Below are 17,758 nucleotides of genomic sequence, written 5' to 3'. Positions count from 1 at the left end.
CTGACGCAAACCATTTCTTAGCGAGTAGGCAAACCATTGAGCAGCAAAATGAGTATTTAGGCTACCTTAAATAAATATTTAGGGCAGCCTAAATATTGTACCTTGCCGGCTCACCCTATCCCTCCTGCTATGGAAACTTTACTCATGCCCCCGGCGCCGCTGCCGGTAACGCCGGCCCCGGTCGCCGCCGAGCCCGGCTGGCGCAAGCCGCGCAACGCGCCTTCGCTGCGCGAAGTGTACGCTTCCATCAAGGTGCCGCCGGCCAGCGCCTCGTTCTGGCGCAAGCTGTTTGCCTTCTGGGGGCCCGGTTTGATGGTGGCCGTGGGCTACATGGACCCCGGCAACTGGGCCACCGACCTGGCCGGCGGCTCGCGCTACGGCTACACCCTGCTGTCTGTGATTTTAATTTCCAACCTGTTCGCCATGCTGCTGCAGCACCTGGCGGCCAAGCTGGGCATCGTCACGGGCCGCGACCTGGCCCAGGCTTGCCGCGACCACTACTCCAAGCCCGTAGCCATGGTGCTCTGGGTGCTCTGCGAAATTGCCATCGCCGCCTGCGACCTGGCCGAGGTTATTGGCTCGGCCATTGCCCTGAACCTGCTTTTCGGTCTGCCCCTGAGCTGGGGCGTGGTGCTCACGGTGCTCGACGTGCTGGTGGTGCTCTACTTCCAGAACAAGGGCTTTCGGGTTATTGAGAGCATCGTGGCGGGCCTCATCGTCATCATCTTTGGCTGCTTCGTGTACGAAATCATCGTCTCGAACCCGGACTACATGGCCATGCTCGGCGGGCTGGTGCCCCGCCCCGAAGTGGTGACCAACCCGCAGATGCTTTACATCGCCATCGGCATACTGGGGGCCACCGTGATGCCGCACAACCTGTATCTGCACTCCAGCATCGTGCAAACCCGCCAGATTGAGCAGACCGAGCCCGGCAAGCGCATGGCCATCAAGTTCGCCACCATCGACTCGACGGTGGCCTTGTTTCTGGCCTTCTTCGTGAACGCCGCCATCCTGGTCACGGCCGCCGCGACCTTCCACAAGACGGGCATGTACAACGTGGCCGACATCAACGACGCCCACAAGTTGCTCACGCCGGTGCTCGGGGCAGGCGCGGCCAGCATGCTCTTCGCGGTGGCCCTGCTGGCGGCGGGCCAGAACTCCACGCTCACCGGCACGCTGGCCGGGCAAATTGTGATGGAAGGCTTCCTCAACATCAGGCTCAAGCCCTGGCTGCGGCGCCTGGTTACCCGCAGCATTGCCGTGGTACCGGCCCTGATTGTAACGCTCATTTACGGCGAGAAGGGTACCGGCCAGCTGCTGGTGCTCAGCCAGGTGATTCTGTCTTTGCAGCTCAGTTTTGCCGTGGTGCCGCTGGTGCTCTTCACCAGCAGCCGGGCCAAGATGGGCGTGTTTGCCAACGGCCTGCTGGTCAACGCTACGGCCTGGACCGTGTCGGGCATCATCATCGCCCTGAACGTGTACCTGCTCGTGCAGACTTTTTTCGGCTAGGCTAACGCCTGGCTACTGGTTGGTTTCGCCGGGGCCCTGGTCCCGGGACGCCCTCTCCTTGCCTTTTAGCTCCGGTGTTCTATGCGTGCATTTCGACTTCTCTCCCTGGGCCTGCTGCTGACCGGTGGCCTGTCCGCGCTGGCGCAAGCCCCCACCGGGCTGCCCGCCCCGGACCCCGCCGGCGTGGACACGCTGCGGGCCCGCAAACGGGTTTACACCTTGTTCAAGCCCGTGCCCGGGGCCCTGATGCGGCCGCTGAGCACCGACCGGCCCGACGCCACGGAAAGCGCCTACTCGGTGGACGCGGGCCACTTCCAGCTGGAAACCGACGTGCTGCGCCTGGGCCGCTCCCGCTTAGCGGGGCAGGCGGTTGCGCAACAGGAGCTGGGGTTCAACCACGCCAACCTGAAAATGGGGCTCACCCACAACGTGGACCTGCAGGTAGTGGTCGAGTCCTACACCGTGCAGACGGAGGGCGAGGGCGACACGGGCACCCGGCGGGCGGGCTTCGGCGACGTGACCGTGCGGCTCAAGCGCAACCTGTGGGGCAACGACGGGGGCCCCACGGCCTTTGCCCTGATGCCCTTCGTGAAGCTGCCCACGGGCCGCAGCTGCGGCAACGGCGCCTGGGAGGGCGGCATCGTTACGCCGTTCTCGGTGCAGCTGCCCCACGATTTTACCCTGGGCACGCAGTTTCAGGCCACTTTCAACCGCGACAGCGAAGCCCGGGAGCACTTCCTGGAGCTGGCGCCCACGCTAACGGTGGGCCACGATTTGTACAAGACCCTGGGGGGCTTCGTGGAAATTGCCACCGCCTGGGACACCCGGGGCCGCGCTTGGAGCGCCACGCTCAACGGCGGGCCCGTGCTGCGCCTGGGCGAGAACCTGCAGCTGGACACGGGCATCAACCTGGCCCTGACCAAAGACACGCCCACCACGTACTTTCTCGGATGTAGCTTCCGGCGCTAGCAGTTCATGCCTCTTGCCGGCCCGGCCATGGAAATCTATCACGCCCGCATCACCGACGCCCAGCGCATCCTGACGGCCCTGGACCTGCCCGCGCCGCTGCGCAGCAAGCTGGCCGGGCTGACCCTGCTGGCCCTGGCCGGGGTAGGCCCGGACACGCCGTGGACCGCAGCCAGCGACGAACGCAAGGGCATGGCCCGCGGCATTCGCGACTTCATGCGCACGGCATACGGCTGGCGCGAAGCATCCACCGAGCACTCGTTCCTGCTCATGCGCGAACAGGTGCTGCGGCCGCTGGTGGCCACGGGCCTGGTGTTGCGCAACCCCGACAACCCCACGCTGGCCTGCACCAGTCCCCGGCTGCACTTTGCCCTGACCCCGGCGCTGGTCCCGCTGCTGCGGGCTTTCGGTACTCCGCACTGGGAGAATGCCCTGGTTGTCTTTCAGCAAACGGGGGAGTGCGGGCCTGGAGCTTCACCCGAAGGTTAGCCAATCCAACTAATGGGCTGGAGAGGGAACCTTCGCCGGCGATTAGCGGTAAAAGCAGCTCCGGCCCCCGGGAATTGTTACCTTCGCCGCATCATGCGCCTGCTCAGCCTGTTTTTTGCCTGCTACTTCGCGTTGCTCTCCTGCATGACTTGCACGGACGAGGTGACCGTGTGCCAGGACCAGGCCCAATCGACGGTGGCCGCGGCCACGCATTCGGACTGCAGCACGGACGCGCTGGGCGACTGGTGCTCGCCGCTCTGCCAGTGCCACTGCTGCGGCGGGGTAGTGGTAACGCTAACCAGTGGCGCCCTGGCCATGTACCCCCAGGTGACCGAGTGGGGCAGCAGCCCCCAACACGGCCGGCTGATTGTGGGCGTTCCGACCCGGGACTTCGGGGCCGTGTGGCAGCCGCCCCAGGCCTAACCCTTTCCTCTTTTTCCTGCTGACCACCCTCTCCGGGCGGCCAACTCCCGAGCGGAGTTGACCCGTCGGAGCTTGTCAACGCGTGGCGTTGGCTCCCGGGTGCGTTCCATCCCCGCCGTTCCCGCTTTAGCAGCCGGAACCGCCGGGTCGCAGGGTCTTTTTCGAAAGTGTTAGACCTAACCCCCACAGCAACGGATGTTTGACCGGCTGATTCATTTTTCCATTCACAACAAGCTCATTATCGGAATCCTGACCCTGGCCCTGGTGGCCTGGGGCGGCTATTCCCTGAGCCGGCTGCCGATTGACGCGGTACCCGACATCACCACCAACCAGATTGTCGTCTACACGGTGGCTCCCTCGCTAGCGGCCAGTGACATCGAGCGCCTCGTGTCGTTCCCCGTCGAGCAGAGCCTGGCCACCATCCCCAACCGCGAGGAAGTGCGCTCCTTCTCCCGCTTCGGCCTCTCGGTCGTGACCATCGTCTTCGAGGACGGCGTGGACATCTACTGGGCCCGCCAGCAGGTGGCCGAGCGCCTGCGCGAAGCCGAGAGTCAAATACCAGAGAGCATCGGCCGGCCGGAAATGGCCCCGGTCAGCACCGGCCTGGGCGAGGTGTACCAGTACCTGGTGCGCGCCAAGCCCGGCTTCGAGAAGAAGTACGACGCCCGCGAGCTGCGCACCATTCAGGACTGGATCGTGCGGCGCCAGCTGCTAGGCACGCCCGGCGTGGCCGACGTGGCCAGCTTCGGCGGCCAGCTCAAGCAGTTCGAAATCCGGCTCGACCCCACCCGCCTGCGCTCGCTGGGCGTCACCACCGAGCAGGTGTACCAGGCCGTGTCGCGCAACAACCAGAACGCCGGCGGCGCCTACCTCGACCAGAAGCCCACCGCCTATTTCATTCGCACCGAGGGCCTGGCCGAAAACGCCGCTGACCTGGGCAACATCGTTGTGCGCAATACTGAAGGCGGCCTGCCCGTGCTCGTGCGCGACGTGGCCGACGTGCGCCTGGGCTCGGCCGTGCGCTACGGCGCCATGACTCGTAACGGAGAGGGCGAAGTGACCGGCGGCATCGTGCTCATGCTCAAGGGGGCCAACGCCAACGACGTCATCAAGGATGTGAAAACCCGCATGCTGACGGTGGAGAAGTCCCTGCCCGAGGGCGTGGCCATCGACGTGTACCTGGACCGCTCCGAGCTGGTGGGCCGCGCCATTGGCACGGTGAAAACCAACCTGATTGAGGGCGCCCTGATTGTGCTCTTCGTGCTCATCCTGTTTCTGGGCAACTGGCGCGCCGGCCTGGTCGTGGCCTCGGTCATTCCGCTGGCCATGCTCTTTGCCATCGCCATGATGCGCCTGTTCGGCGTGTCGGGCAACCTGCTCTCGCTCGGGGCCATCGACTTCGGCCTGGTAGTGGACGGCGCCGTCATCATCGTCGAAGCCATCGTGCACCGCCTGCACGGCGGGCAGCTGCGGGTGCCGGGCAACCGTCTTAGCACCGACCAGATGAACGAGGAAACCTACCACGCGGCCAGCAAAATCCGCTCCTCGGCGGCGTTTGGCGAAATCATCATCCTCATCGTGTACCTGCCCCTGCTAGCGTTGGTCGGCATCGAGGGCAAGATGTTCCGGCCCATGGCCCAGACCGTGGCCTTTGCCATCATCGGCGCGTTTATCCTGAGCCTGACCTACGTGCCCATGATGTCGGCGCTGGCCCTGAGCCGCTCGACGGAAGTGAAGCCCAACTTTTCCGACCGCATGATGCGCTGGCTCGAAGCCCGCTACCGCCCGCTGCTGGAATGGGCATTGAGGCGTAAAGCCGTAGTGCTCACCTCCGCGGTGGCGCTGTTCGTGGGCTCCATCCTGTTGTTCCGCACCCTGGGCGGGGAGTTCATCCCGCAGCTCTCGGAAGGCGACTTTGCCATTGAGCTGCGCACCCTCACCGGGTCCTCGCTGAGCTACACCGTGGACCGGAGCCTGCAGGCCGGGGCCATCCTGCAGAAGCAGTTTCCCGAAGTCAAGGAGGTCGTGGCCAAAATCGGCGCGGCCGAGATTCCCACCGACCCCATGCCCGTGGAGGCGGCCGACGTGATGGTGATTCTGGAAAAAGACCAGGACAAGTGGACCTCCGCCAAAACCCAGGAGGAGCTGGCCGGCAAGATGGCCGAGGCGTTGAGCGTGATTCCCGGCGTAACCTTCGGTTTCCAGCAGCCCATTCAGATGCGCTTCAACGAGCTTATCAGCGGCGCCAAGCAGGACGTGGTGCTGAAGATTTACGGCGAGGACCTGCAGCAGCTGGCCTCCTACGCCGAGCGGGCCGCCCGCCTGGTACGCCAGGTCGAAGGGGCTGAGGACGTATACGTGGAGCAGGTCACCGGCTTGCCCCAAATCGTGGTCAAGCTCGACCGCAACCGCCTGGCTCGCTTCGGCCTCAACGCCGAAGACGTGAACCGCACGGTGCAAACCGCCTTTGCAGGCCAGACCGCCGGCCAGCTCTTCGAGCAGGAGCGCCGCTTCGACGTGGTGCTGCGCCTGGCCCCCGAACTGCGCCAGAATATCGGCAACGTGCGTCAGCTGCTGGTGGCCACCCCCGGCGGCGAGCAGATTCCGCTGGAGCAGGTAGCCGCGGTGGACTTGTTGGAAGGCCCCAACCAGATTCAGCGGGATGACGCCAAGCGCCGCATCACCGTGGCCTTCAACGTGCGGGGCCGCGACGTGGAAAGCGTGGTGACCGAGCTGCAGGGCAAAGTGGACCAGCAACTGCAGCTCGCGCCAGGGTACTACACCACCTACGGCGGCCAGTTCGAAAACCTGCGCAAGGCCTCCGAGCGGCTCAGCATCGCTGTGCCGGTAGCCTTGCTGCTGATTTTCGTGCTCTTGTTCTTCACGTTCAAATCGTTCAAGCAGTCCATCCTCATTTTCACGGCCATTCCGCTCTCGGCCATCGGCGGGGTGCTGGCGCTCTGGCTGCGGGGCATGCCCTTCAGCATCTCGGCCGGCGTGGGCTTCATTGCGCTGTTCGGCGTGGCCGTGCTCAACGGCATCGTGCTCATCGGCTACTTCAACCAGCTCAAAGAGGAAGGGCGCACCGACGTGTTTGCCCGCATTCTGGAAGGCACCCAGGTGCGCCTGCGGCCGGTGCTGATGACGGCCACCGTGGCCTCGCTGGGCTTTTTGCCCATGGCCTTGTCACAGTCGGCGGGGGCCGAAGTGCAACGGCCACTGGCCACCGTCGTCATCGGCGGGCTGGTCACGGCCACGCTGCTGACCCTGCTGGTCTTACCGGTGCTCTACGCCCTGTCCGAGCGCAACAGCAAAGCCAAGGAAGAAGAGCAGCCGCAGCGCACGCCGGCCGTGCCGGTGTCGCTGGTGTTGCTCGTGCTGGGTGGATTGCTGGCCGCCGCGCCCGCCCGGGCGCAGGGTCCACTGACCTCCACCCAGGCCGTGGGTCAAGCCTTGCAGGCCAACGGCACGGTGCAGGGAGCCCAGCGCGCCCTGGAAGCCCAGCAGGCCTTACGCCGTACGGCCTTCGACGTGGGCCGCACCACCATCCTGGGTACCTATGGCCAGGTGAACTCCCCGCTCTCCGACAACGTGCTGAGCATCGGCCAGTCGCTGGCCCTGCCCGGCTACTACCGGGCCCAGGCTGGTTTGAGCCAGGCCCAGATTGGGGGCCGGGAGCAGCAACTGGCCCAGGTGCAGGCTGAACTGCGCCGGCAGGTGCGCCTGAGCTACGAGCGGGCCGTGCACGCCCGGCACCGCCTGCGCACCCTGCGCGGGCAGGACAGCATCTATACCGAGTTTCTGCGCGCGGCCCAGCTGCGCTTCAAAACCGGAGAGGTGGCCCGCCTGGAGCCCGCCAACGCCCTGATTCAACAAGGCGAGACGCAGAACCTATTGGCCCAGGCCCGGGCCGACTACGCCGTGGCCCAGCGCCAGCTGCAGGCCCTACTGCAAACCAACGGGCCCGTCGCCATTGCCGACAGCGTTCTGCGCTTGCTGCCCGCCCCCGGGGGAACCGTGGATACGGCAACGTTAGCAGCCACCCCGCAGGCGCGGGTGCTGCAGCAGCAGATTGCCGAGCGCCGCGCCGAAACCCGGGTGGAGCAAGCCCAAGGGCTGCCCCAGGTGACGGTGGGCTACACCAACCAGTCGCTGCGGGGCACCTACGAGGTGGACGGGCGCGCGCAGACCTACGGCACCGGCGACCGGTTCCAGAGCGTGCAGGCCGGCGTGGCCATCCCACTGCTGCGCGGCCCTCAGAAAGCCCGCGTGCAGGCCGCCAAGCTGCAGGAGCAAGTCGCCACCACCGCTTATCAGCGCTACCAGGCCGAAGCCGCCGCCCAGCTCGATGAGCTGCGCCTGCGCCTGGCGGAGCAGCAGCGCCGGGTGCAGTTCTACGAGCAGACCGGCCTGCCCCAGGCCGCCGTCATCGTGCGCCTGAGCCAGCGGGCCTACAAGGCCGGCGAGACCACTTACTCCGAGCTGCTGCTCAACCTGGAGCGTGCCCTGAGCGTGCGCACGGCCTACCTCGACGCCCTGCTCCAGCACAACCAAACCGCCATCGACCTGGACTACCTGCTCGGCACTGCCGCCCAGTAAAGTCTCATCCACTCTTTGACTTGACCCGATTTCCATGAATAAGATTGCATCCCTACTCCTGCTGCTCAGCCTAACCCTGGCCGGCTGCGGTGCTGACAAGAAAGAAACCGCGGAGGCCGAACCCGCTGCCAAAGGCCAGGAATCCGGTGAAGCCGGTGAAGCCGAAGAAGCTTCCGATATGGTGACCCTCTCCGCGGCCGAACAGCAGGCCGCGGGCCTGAAAACCGCCCGCCTGACCGATCGGCCCATGGGCGCAGGGCTGGCCGTGACCGGCACCCTGGACGTGCCCCCAGAAAGCACCGTCAACATCACGGCCCCACTGGGCGGCTTCGTGGAGAATACGGAGCTGCTGCAGGGGGCCCGCGTGCGCAAGGGCGAGGTGCTGGCCACCATCCGCAACCCCGAGTTCGTGACCCTGCAGCAAGACTACCTCGAAACCCGCGCCCGCCTCGACTACGCCCGCACCGAGCTGGCCCGCCAAAAAGAACTCTACGAGCAGGAAGTAGCCCCCCAGAAAAACTACCAGCGCGCCCAGGCCGATTATCGGGCCCTGCAGGTGCAAACCAACGCCCAGGCGGCCCGGCTGCGGTTGGCCGGCCTACCCGTGGGTGGGCGCATCGTCACCACGGCCAGCCTCCGTGCCCCGCGGGCGGGCTTCGTGCGCACGGTCAACGTCACGGTGGGGCAGGCCGTGACGGCCACCGATGCCCTGTTTGAAATCGTGGACCCTGAGCACCTGCACGTGGAGCTTACCGTCTTCGAGCGCGACGTGGCCCGGGTGCAGAAGAACCAACTCATTCGCTTTACGCTGGCCAGCGACTCCGCCGGCTCGCGCCGCGAGCGCACGGCCCGCGTCTACCTGGTCGGTAAGGCCATTGGCGAGGACCGCACGGTGCGCGTGCACGGCCATTTGGACCAGGAAAACGACCCCGCCCTGCTGCCCGGCCTCTACGTGCGGGCCCTGATTGAAACCGGCCGCACCCAGGCCCCGACCTTGCCCGACGCGGCCCTGGTCCGCTTCGAGGGCAAGAACTACGCCTTTGCCGTGGAAGCCGCCGGCCGCTACCGCCTGGTGCCGGTAACCCTGGGCCGCAGCGAGGACAACTTCACCGAAGTCACCCTGCCCGAAGGAGTGGCGGCCACGACCACCTTCGTCACGGACGGCGCCTACTCGCTGCTGGCCAAGATGAAAAACGCCGAAGAGGAAGAATAGCCGCGCGGCCGGCAAACGCGTTCAATCCACCTTATCCCAACCGATGAGCTACCTGCAGCCCCTGTTCCTGTTTTTTCTCGCCGGCCTCTGCGAAATCGGGGGCGGCTACCTGATGTGGCAGTGGCTCAAAGCGGACCGTCCGGCCTGGGTAGGATTGCTGGGGGCCGGGCTGCTCGTCGCGTACGGCTGGGTGGCCACGTGGCAATCCACTTCTTTCGGCAAGACCTACGCCGTGTACGGCGGCGTGTTCGTCGTCATGTCAATTGCCTGGGCCTGGTACTTCGACGGCTTCCGGCCCGACCGGTTCGATGTGTTGGGCGGGACGGTTATCATGCTCGGCCTGGCCGTTATCCTGTTCTGGCCCCGTTCGTAACTCGTATGTTGGAACTCCTCACCGGTGCTTTGGTGCTCAGCTTGCTGCACGCCGCCATTCCCAACCACTGGGCGCCCGTGCTGGCCGTGGCGCGCGCCGAGGGCTGGCCCCTGCGGCGGGCGGTGGGGGTGACGATGGTGGCCGGGCTGGCCCACGTGCTCAGCACCGTGGGCATCGGGCTGGCCCTGGGGCTGCTCGGCTGGCGCCTTTCGGCCCGCTTCGAGCAGTTTGCCGGTTGGGTGGCGCCGCTGCTGCTCATCGTTATTGGCGTGCTGTACGCCTTTTCCGGGCCCGGCCACACCCACCCCGACCCGCGGCCGGTGCGCCAGCGCACGCCGCGCCGGCGGGTGGTGCTGGGGCTGGCCGCCACCATGTTCCTGGCCCCCTGCCTGGAAATCCAGACCTTCTTTCTGGCCGCCGGCACCCACGGCCCGGCCGCGCTGGCCCTGCTCATGAGCGTGTACCTGCTGGCCTCCGTGTCGGCCATGTGCGCGCTGGTAGCGCTGGCCCACCGCGGCCTGGGCCGCCTCAACGTGGACGGGCTCGCCCAACACGAGCGGCGCCTGACCGGCGCGGTGCTCGTGCTGGTGGGCGTGGCCGGCTTTTTCGTGGACTGGTAGCCCCGGGCTGCCCGCCGCCTTACTCTTACCCCTGACATTCTTATTCCCATGCCTGACCCAACCTCCCCCAACACCGACGAAGAGCTCAACACCGCCAAGCAGGCGAAGCTCGAAAACGTGGGCGCCCTGAGCCGCGACCAGCTCACGCCCGAAGCCGCCGCCGCGCCCGAAGGCCACGACGTGCCCGGCCACGACCACAGCGACCACGAAGGCCACGACCACCCCGCCGGCAAAAAGGTCGTGGACCTGGCCGGCCAGGCTGCCGACGAGCACGCCGGCCACGACCACGCCAGCGGCGACGACCACGACCACGGCCCGGTGGGTGCCAACCCCTACCTGTGGCCCGGCGTGGCCCTGGCCCTGCTGCTGGGCGGCCTGGCCCTGGACTACTACGACGTAACCTGGTTTACTAAATACGTGCGCCTGGCCTGGTACGGGGTGGCCTTTCTGCTTGTGGGCTGGAAGGTGATGAAAGCCGCCGTGCTCAGCATCCCCTCGGGCAACGTGTTCAACGAGTTTCTGCTCATGAGCATCGCCACGCTCGGGGCCTTTGCCATCGGGGAGTACCCGGAGGGCGTGGCCGTGATGCTGTTTTACACCGTGGGCGAGCTGTTTCAGGACGCGGCCGTGAACCGCGCCAAGCGCAGCATCCGGGCCCTGCTCGAAATCCAGGCCACCGAAGTCACCGTCATCCGCAACGGGCAGCCGCTGGTGCTCGACCCCAAGGAGGTAGTAGTCGGCGACACCATCGAGGTGAAGCCGGGCGAAAAAGTGGCCCTGGACGGCACGCTGACCAAGGGCCCGGCTTCTTTCAACACCGCCGCCCTGACCGGGGAGTCCGTGCCCCAGACCAAGCAGGCCGGCGAGGCCGTGCTGGCCGGCATGGTCAACCTGGAGAGCCTGATTCAGGTGGCCGTGACGGCCGGCTATAAGGACACCAAGCTGGCCCGCATTTTGGCCATGGTGCAGGACGCGGTGGGCCGCAAGGCCAAGACCCAGCAGTTCATTACCAAGTTCGCCAAGGTCTACACGCCCATCGTGGTGGCCCTGGCCGTGCTGCTGGTGCTGGTGCCCTACTTCGTGGTGGACGATTACGTGTTCCGCACCTGGCTCTACCGGGCCCTGGTGTTCCTGGTCATCTCCTGCCCCTGCGCGCTGGTCATCAGCATTCCGCTGGGCTACTTCGGCGGCATCGGCGCCGCGTCCAAAGCGGGCATTCTCTTCAAAGGCTCCAACTTCCTGGACGTGATGCGCGAGCTCGACACGGTAGTCATGGACAAGACCGGCACGCTCACCCAGGGTGTATTTGCCGTGCAGCAGGTGCAGCCCGCGCCGGGCCTGGAGTCCGCGCAGCTGCTGCGGCTGGTGGGCGCGCTGGAAACCAAATCCACCCACCCCATCGCCAAGGCCGTGGTGCTGCACGTGGGCGCGGCGGTGCAGGGCGTTTCGGTGGAGAACGTGGAAGAGATTTCCGGCCACGGCATGCGCGGTAAAGTGGACGGCAAAGACGTGCTGGCCGGCAACACCAAGCTGCTGACCAAATTCAGCGTGCCTTATCCTACTGAAGTTGACCAGATTCTGGACAGCATCGTGGTGGCGGCTGTGGATGGCAAGTACGCCGGCTACGTCACCGTGGCCGACTCACCCAAAGAGGACGCCGCCCGCACGGTTCAGGAGCTGCGCGCCGACGGCATCACCAAAATCGTGATGCTCTCCGGCGACAAGGACAGCATCACCCAGCGCGTGGCCAAGGAGCTGGGCATTGACGAGGCCCACGGCGGGCTGCTGCCCGAAGACAAGGCCCGCTACGTGCAGGAATACAAGGACGCGGGCCGCAAGCTGGCCTTCGTGGGCGATGGGGTGAACGATGCCCCCGTGGTAGCGCTGGCCGACGTGGGCATTGCCATGGGCGGCCTGGGCTCCGACGCCACCATCGAAACGGCCGACGTCGTCATTCAGACCGACCACCCCAGCAAGATTGCCACCGCCCGGCGCATTGCCCGCGCCACCCACTCGGTGGTGTGGCAGAACATCTGGCTGGCCTTTATCGTGAAGGGCATCGTGCTCATCCTCGGCGCCGGCGGCCTGGCCACCATGTGGGAAGCCGTGTTTGCCGACGTAGGCGTGGCCTTGCTGGCCATTCTCAACGCCGTGCGCATCCAGCGCATGGACTACGCCACGCCTGGCACGGGCGGTACGCCACCGGCTGCGCCTGCTGCCCCACTGGCCCAGAAAAACCTGTCGGTCGTTGAGTCCATGCCCCGCGAGCTGCGCGAAGGCCCGCACCATCATTCCGGTCCATCAGCATGAGCGGGGCCCACGGCATGAGCGGCAGTGCCGCTTCGCGCAACAAGCGCCAGCTGACCATCGTGTTTTTCCTAACGCTGGCCTACCTGGTGGCCGAAGTCATCGGCGGCTACCTCACTGGCAGCCTGGCCCTGCTGGCCGACGCCGGCCACATGCTCACCGACGTGGCCGGCGTGGGGCTGGCCCTGCTGGCCATCCGTTTCGCCGAAAAGCCGGCCACCCCGGAGAAAACCTACGGCTACTACCGCTTTGAAATCCTGGCGGCCCTCACCAACGCGGTGGTGCTCATCCTGATTTCGCTCTACATTCTCTACGAGGCCTATTTCCGCTTTCTGGACCCGCCCAAGGTCGAAAGCACCTCCATGCTCTGGATTGCCGGGGCGGGGTTAGTAATCAACCTGTACTGCATGTACCTGCTGCGCCAGGGCAAAGACGAGAGCCTGAACATGAAAGGCGCCTACTTCGAGGTACTCTCGGACATGCTCACCTCCATCGGCGTCATCGCGGCGGGCATCATCATGCTCACCACCGGCTGGTACTACGCCGACCCGCTGCTCTCGGCCCTTATCGGCCTGTTCATTCTGCCGCGCACCTGGACCCTGCTCAAGGAGGCCGTGGGCGTGCTGCTGGAAGGCACCCCGGCCGAGGTGAACCTGGAAGCCCTGCGCCAGGGCCTGCTGGCCGAGCCGGGCGTGGCGGCTGTGCACGACCTGCACGCCTGGTCGCTCACCTCGGGCGTCAACGCCCTCAGCGCCCACGTGGTGCTGGCCGAGGGTGCCACCCACGACGACGTGCTGGCCCGCGCCCACGCCTACGTGACCGGTAAGCACGCCGTGCAGCACGCTACCATTCAGGTGGAACGCGGCGACTTCGCCCAACACGAAACTCACCTGTAGAACACTACCACTGCTTTCCCACCCTTCACTCGCTCCAACTCCGCTCATGTCCGCAGCTTCCTACGACGTTCTCATCATCGGCTCCGGCCCCGGCGGCTACATCGCGGCCGTCCGTTGCGGCCAGCTAGGCCTGAAAACGGCCATTATCGAGAAGTACCCCACCCTGGGCGGCACCTGCCTCAACGTGGGATGCATCCCCAGCAAAGCCGTGCTCGAATCCACCGAGCTCTACCAGAAAGCCACCCACCAGTTTGCCGAGCACGGCATCGACGCCGACAACCTGCGCGCCGATTTACCTCGCCTGATGGCGCGCAAGGACCAGATAGTAAGCAAGGTGTGCGACGGCGTGGTGTACCTGATGAAGAAAAACAAGGTGGACGTCATTCAAGGCGTGGCCTCGTTTGTCGACGCTACCACCGTGCAGGTGGCGCCCAGCGACGGGGGCGGTGGGGAAGGGCAGCAGCTGACGGCCAAGAACATTATCATTGCCACCGGCTCCAAACCCAGCACCCTGCCCTTCATCACCCTGGACAAGGAGCGCATCATCACCAGCACCGAGGCGCTGGCGCTGCGTGAGCTGCCGAAGCACCTGATTATCGTGGGCGGCGGCGTTATTGGCCTGGAGCTCGGGTCGGTGTACGCCCGGCTGGGCAGCCAGGTGTCGGTGGTGGAATACACCGACGCCATCATCCCGACCATGGACCGCACCCTGGGCAAGGAGCTGCTGCGTTCCCTTAAAAAGCAGGGGCTGGCGTTTTACCTCTCCCACAAGGTCACGGCCGTGACGCGGGAAGGAGAGACGGTGAAGCTGACAGCTACCCCGGCGGCCGGCGGCGCCGACTTGCAGCTGGCAGGCGACTACTGCTTGGTGTCGGTGGGTCGCCGGCCCTACACCGACGGCCTGAACCTGGCCGCGGCCGGCGTGGAGCTGGACGAGAAGGGCCGCGTAAAAGTCAACGACGAGCTGCAAACCAACGTGCCCGGCATCTGGGCCCTAGGCGATGTGGTGCGCGGGGCCATGCTGGCCCACAAAGCCTCCGACGAGGGCGTGTTCGTGGCCGAGCGCATTGCCGGCCACCAGCCCCACGTCAACTACCTGCTCATTCCGGGGGTGGTCTACACCTGGCCCGAAGTAGCCGGCGTGGGCTACACCGAAGAGCAGCTCAAGGAAAGTGGCACCGCCTACAAGGTGGGCACCTTTCCCTACTCCGCCTCGGGGCGGGCTTTGGCCGGGGCCGATACGGAGGGGCTGGTGAAGGTGCTCACCGCCGCCGGCACCGACGAAATCCTGGGCGTGCACATGATAGGCGCCCGCATCGCCGACATTATTGCCGAAGCCGTAGCCGTGATGAGCTTCCGCGGGTCGGCCGAGGACGTGGGCATCATGTCGCACGCCCACCCCACCTACGCCGAAGCCTTCAAAGAAGCGAGCCTGAACGCGGCGGGCATCGGGGCCTTAAACATGTAACTCCCGCTTGCCATGCCTTCCAACCTGCTTGCCCCATTCCCCGGCACCCTGCTCCGCCGCTTCCAGTGCGACGGGGCGCGTTTGCTCGCGGCCCTGCTCGTGGCCCTGGCCGTGAGCGGCTGCAACTCCGAGCCCACCGACTCAGCGGCCCACGAAGCCGACATACACGACAAGCCCCGGCCTGCTCCGGTCCCGGTCGCGCCTCCGAATCTGGCCGACTCCCTGCAGCTCATGGTCCGCCAGTTGGATGCCGTGCGGCGCATCGGCTGCTGGGACGAAGACTTTGCCAGCCTGATGATTGTGCACCACGCCGGGGCCCAGCGCCTGGCGGCCGTGCAAATCTCGCGGGGCAAGGACTCTACCCTGCGGGCCATGGCCCAGCACGTGGTGAAAAGCCACGAAAAAGACACCCACGTGCTCGCCTTGGCTCTCAAACGCGAGCCGCCCGCCGGGCAGGAGTACCGGCCGGGCAACGCCAAAGACCCGTTCGTGCGCCGCATTGCGGCGGCCTTGGCCCCCCTGCGCCAGGTGCCGACTCTGCCCGGCAGCCCCGACGCCGACTTTGCCACTCTGATGGAGCTGCACCACCGCAGCGGCGTAGCCCTGGCCCAGGCGGAGCTGGCGTTTGGCCGCAACGCCGAGCTGCGTGATGCGGCCCGGCGCATCGTGCGCGACCAGCAGCAGGAAATCAAGCAATTTCAGCGCTGGCTGAAAAGCAACCCCGCCGGGGTGACCAACTAAACCCGGCCCAAACTGCCTTTCCCTCATTTCCAGCCTTTCCCCAGCTTATCTTCCGGCCATGTTTGCCCCCGCTTTGTCTGTTTTCAAACTCGCCGCGGTCCTGTCGCTCCTAGGACTGCTGCTGAGTGGCTGCGGCCGCAAAACCGACGAGACGCAGGACGCGCACATGGCGCAAGTGCCTTCCACCATGATGCAGGCCCTGCACACGATGGATGAGCACTCCCAGGCTTTGCCCCGCACCGGTAATCTGGACCTGTACTTTGCCCGGCTCATGCGGGAAAACCACCAGGCCGCCGTGTCCATGTCGGCCCTGGAGCTTGAGCACGGGCGAGATGCTACGCTGCGCGCCCTGGCCCGCGACATTCACCGGGCGCACCAGCAGCTGATTCCCGGCCTGGACTCGGCCATTCAGCGCATCCTGGACCAGCCGCCCACCTATCCGGAGCACACCCCGCAGTCCCACGAGCTGGGGGAGCTGCTGGAAGCGGCCACCAAGGGCTTGCACCCGGCGGCGCACCGGCTCATCGCCGGCGACACCAGCCGGACCGCCCCCCCGGCGAAAGTCGAGGAGCAGCGGCAGGACGCCGGCACCGGAGACATCGACCGTGACTACGCGACCTTGTTGATTCCGCACCACGAAAACTCCATCACCCTGGCCCGGGCCGAGCTGGAGTTGGGCCGCGACGAAGGGCTCAAAAAAACAGCTTACCTTATCCTGATTGACCAGCAGCGGGAGATTGACCAGGTTCGGGCGTGGCTCAGGCAGCACCCGGCCAAGGCCCGGTGAGCCTCTTAGCGGGCACAATCAAGAGGGCATGCAACGGAATCCCGCCCAACTGTGTTAGGCCGGCATGTGTGAACACCATAAGCCCGCCCTGAAGCTGCAACGCATGGGCATCTACCTCTTCGTCGGCGTTCTGGTCTTGCTGGGCCAGTTTTACGGGCAATAAGCCCGGGAGCGGCGCGAGCTATACCTAGACGACCAGGCGGCCAGCGTGGCACTGGGTGGGGTGGCAGCGAAAGTTCTCCTGGCAGCGGCTACCCCCTACAGAAGAAGGCTCCTTAAAAAGCCACTCGGATGCTGATGGTGGTCCATCGGTGGGTGCGGGCGCCCGTGAACTCTGGTGAAATCCAGGTCAGGGCCGTTTCCACGCGCACGCCCGCGTAGCCAAGTCCCAGCGTGCCGGTACTCTGCGCCACCGCCCGGCTCACGGCCGACGCCGGCAGCACATAGGGATTGCGGCGATTGAAGAGCCCACCCTGCAGGGTGGCATTGTAGCCTACCAAGCGGCCTTCAACCTGCGCCTGCCCGTAGGCCTGCACCCGTCCGTGCGGGCAACGAGTTGCCCGGCTTGCGACGCCAAGCCCCTCGAACGTGGGCTGGCGCCAGCCCACCCGCAGGGTAGTGCCCGCGGCCGCGTAAGTTTGCAGCGTCCCCAGCGAAGCACTGGCCGAACCGTTGAGTTCGGCCACTCGCCCCAGGGCCAGCAGCTGCTTCTCCAGCCGGGCCTCGCACCCCAGCACCACGTCGGTTTGCACCTGGTAGTCCCAGCCGCGGGGCGTCGGGGCGCCGAGCAGTTCGTGAAACTTGGTTTGGAAGCCTTTGGCGCCCGCTGGCGGACCCAGAATGCCCACGTTTAGGGCTGTGGTCAACCGCAGCCGCCGGCCGGGGTGCGTGGCCACGCGCAGCAGGTCGGCGAAGATGTAGGAGGCGTAGGGCCGGTCCCCAACGCGAATAGAGGGGTCCTGGATGCGCAGGGGCGTAAAGCCGTCGTAGTGCAGGCGGATACCGTGGTGCAGGGTACTACCCGCCGGCACCGGCCCCAGAATCCGGTTCACCGGGGAGCGTTGCAGGCCCGGGCTTACCAGCAGCAACGTCATGCCTTGGGTGTAGTAGTAGTCGGTTCGTAGAAACGCGTCGTTGGCAAAGGAGTATTCAAGCAACCGGTCTTCGCTGACCCGGGTGCTGTCCGTGGGGAGCTGGGCCTGGGCACCCAGTGGCACGAGCCCAAGCACGAATACTACCCCGCAAAGACCACGCATCATGACAAAGGCTTTAAATTAGCAACGATACCTACGCCACAGGCATCCGTTTTGGGTTGCGGGCTCAAGGGAATATCGAGGAAACCTTGCCCGCCATGAGGTGGGCCCAGT

14 protein-coding genes are annotated in these 17,758 nt (G+C 66.0%); 13 read left to right on the top strand and 1 reads right to left on the bottom strand.

Annotated elements, in window-relative coordinates; genetic code table 11:
* Positions 1–144 precede the first annotated feature (144 nt).
* From LRS06_RS23200 to LRS06_RS23140, 13 genes are all read left to right on the top strand, one after another.
* A complete protein-coding gene (locus LRS06_RS23200) occupies positions 145–1,509 on the top strand; it encodes an Nramp family divalent metal transporter (RefSeq protein WP_222840661.1) in 1,365 nt (454 codons plus the stop codon).
* Between the two features lie 81 nt (positions 1,510–1,590).
* Positions 1,591–2,478, top strand: a complete 888-nt coding sequence (locus LRS06_RS23195) for a transporter (RefSeq protein ID WP_187317304.1) — start codon at positions 1,591–1,593, stop codon at positions 2,476–2,478.
* Positions 2,479–2,484: 6 nt separating this feature from the next.
* Entirely contained in the window at positions 2,485–2,964 is a 480-nt protein-coding gene (locus LRS06_RS23190; RefSeq protein WP_257873700.1) for a hypothetical protein, read from the top strand.
* Positions 2,965–3,057: 93 nt separating this feature from the next.
* Positions 3,058–3,387 carry a DUF6660 family protein gene (locus LRS06_RS23185; RefSeq protein WP_187317306.1) on the top strand — a complete coding sequence of 110 codons (330 nt, stop codon included), beginning with the start codon at positions 3,058–3,060 and terminating at the stop codon, positions 3,385–3,387.
* A gap of 195 nt (positions 3,388–3,582) precedes the next feature.
* Positions 3,583–7,986, top strand: a complete 4,404-nt coding sequence (locus LRS06_RS23180) for a CusA/CzcA family heavy metal efflux RND transporter (protein ID WP_187317307.1) — start codon at positions 3,583–3,585, stop codon at positions 7,984–7,986.
* Positions 7,987–8,020: 34 nt separating this feature from the next.
* Complete coding sequence (locus tag LRS06_RS23175) at positions 8,021–9,199, top strand: efflux RND transporter periplasmic adaptor subunit (RefSeq protein ID WP_187317308.1); 1,179 nt, start codon at positions 8,021–8,023, stop codon at positions 9,197–9,199.
* 43 nt (positions 9,200–9,242) lie between these two features.
* Complete coding sequence (locus LRS06_RS23170) at positions 9,243–9,572, top strand: YnfA family protein (protein ID WP_187317309.1); 330 nt, start codon at positions 9,243–9,245, stop codon at positions 9,570–9,572.
* 5 nt (positions 9,573–9,577) lie between these two features.
* Positions 9,578–10,192 carry a hypothetical protein gene (locus LRS06_RS23165; RefSeq protein ID WP_187317310.1) on the top strand — a complete coding sequence of 205 codons (615 nt, stop codon included), beginning with the start codon at positions 9,578–9,580 and terminating at the stop codon, positions 10,190–10,192.
* Positions 10,193–10,240: 48 nt separating this feature from the next.
* Positions 10,241–12,502 (top strand): heavy metal translocating P-type ATPase, encoded by a 2,262-nt coding sequence (locus LRS06_RS23160; RefSeq protein WP_187317311.1) that lies wholly within the window; start codon positions 10,241–10,243, stop codon positions 12,500–12,502.
* Positions 12,499–13,395 carry a cation diffusion facilitator family transporter gene (locus tag LRS06_RS23155; RefSeq protein WP_187317312.1) on the top strand — a complete coding sequence of 299 codons (897 nt, stop codon included), beginning with the start codon at positions 12,499–12,501 and terminating at the stop codon, positions 13,393–13,395. The genes LRS06_RS23160 and LRS06_RS23155 overlap by 4 nt, the downstream gene beginning before the upstream one ends.
* Before the next feature lie 46 nt (positions 13,396–13,441).
* Entirely contained in the window at positions 13,442–14,863 is a 1,422-nt protein-coding gene (lpdA, locus tag LRS06_RS23150) for a dihydrolipoyl dehydrogenase (protein WP_187317313.1), read from the top strand.
* Positions 14,864–14,875: 12 nt separating this feature from the next.
* Positions 14,876–15,604: a DUF305 domain-containing protein gene (locus tag LRS06_RS23145; RefSeq protein WP_227610237.1), complete on the top strand. Its 729-nt coding sequence runs from the start codon at positions 14,876–14,878 to the stop codon at positions 15,602–15,604.
* 58 nt (positions 15,605–15,662) lie between these two features.
* On the top strand, positions 15,663–16,391 hold the full coding sequence (locus tag LRS06_RS23140) for a DUF305 domain-containing protein (RefSeq protein WP_187317315.1): 729 nt from the start codon (positions 15,663–15,665) through the stop codon (positions 16,389–16,391).
* Between the two features lie 275 nt (positions 16,392–16,666).
* Here LRS06_RS23140 and LRS06_RS23135 read toward each other — a convergent pair whose 3' ends face one another.
* A complete protein-coding gene (locus LRS06_RS23135; protein ID WP_187317316.1) occupies positions 16,667–17,650 on the bottom strand; it encodes a lipid A deacylase LpxR family protein in 984 nt (327 codons plus the stop codon).
* Positions 17,651–17,758 lie beyond the last annotated feature (108 nt).

Origin of the sequence: Hymenobacter sp. J193 (genome assembly GCF_024700075.1) — a bacterium.
In the GTDB taxonomy this organism is placed as follows: Bacteria; Bacteroidota; Bacteroidia; order Cytophagales; family Hymenobacteraceae; genus Hymenobacter.
Note: the sequence above shows the minus strand (reverse complement) of the source record. Positions and strands in the feature narration are given on the sequence as shown.

Coding starts and splice junctions, on each gene's coding strand:
- LRS06_RS23200 (WP_222840661.1), top strand. CDS start 145: ATGCCCCCGGCGCCGCTGCCGGTAACGCCGGCCCCGGTCGCCGCCGAG.
- LRS06_RS23195 (WP_187317304.1), top strand. CDS start 1,591: ATGCGTGCATTTCGACTTCTCTCCCTGGGCCTGCTGCTGACCGGTGGC.
- LRS06_RS23190 (WP_257873700.1), top strand. CDS start 2,485: ATGCCTCTTGCCGGCCCGGCCATGGAAATCTATCACGCCCGCATCACC.
- LRS06_RS23185 (WP_187317306.1), top strand. CDS start 3,058: ATGCGCCTGCTCAGCCTGTTTTTTGCCTGCTACTTCGCGTTGCTCTCC.
- LRS06_RS23180 (WP_187317307.1), top strand. CDS start 3,583: ATGTTTGACCGGCTGATTCATTTTTCCATTCACAACAAGCTCATTATC.
- LRS06_RS23175 (WP_187317308.1), top strand. CDS start 8,021: ATGAATAAGATTGCATCCCTACTCCTGCTGCTCAGCCTAACCCTGGCC.
- LRS06_RS23170 (WP_187317309.1), top strand. CDS start 9,243: ATGAGCTACCTGCAGCCCCTGTTCCTGTTTTTTCTCGCCGGCCTCTGC.
- LRS06_RS23165 (WP_187317310.1), top strand. CDS start 9,578: ATGTTGGAACTCCTCACCGGTGCTTTGGTGCTCAGCTTGCTGCACGCC.
- LRS06_RS23160 (WP_187317311.1), top strand. CDS start 10,241: ATGCCTGACCCAACCTCCCCCAACACCGACGAAGAGCTCAACACCGCC.
- LRS06_RS23155 (WP_187317312.1), top strand. CDS start 12,499: ATGAGCGGGGCCCACGGCATGAGCGGCAGTGCCGCTTCGCGCAACAAG.
- lpdA (WP_187317313.1), top strand. CDS start 13,442: ATGTCCGCAGCTTCCTACGACGTTCTCATCATCGGCTCCGGCCCCGGC.
- LRS06_RS23145 (WP_227610237.1), top strand. CDS start 14,876: ATGCCTTCCAACCTGCTTGCCCCATTCCCCGGCACCCTGCTCCGCCGC.
- LRS06_RS23140 (WP_187317315.1), top strand. CDS start 15,663: ATGTTTGCCCCCGCTTTGTCTGTTTTCAAACTCGCCGCGGTCCTGTCG.
- LRS06_RS23135 (WP_187317316.1), bottom strand. CDS start 17,650: ATGATGCGTGGTCTTTGCGGGGTAGTATTCGTGCTTGGGCTCGTGCCA.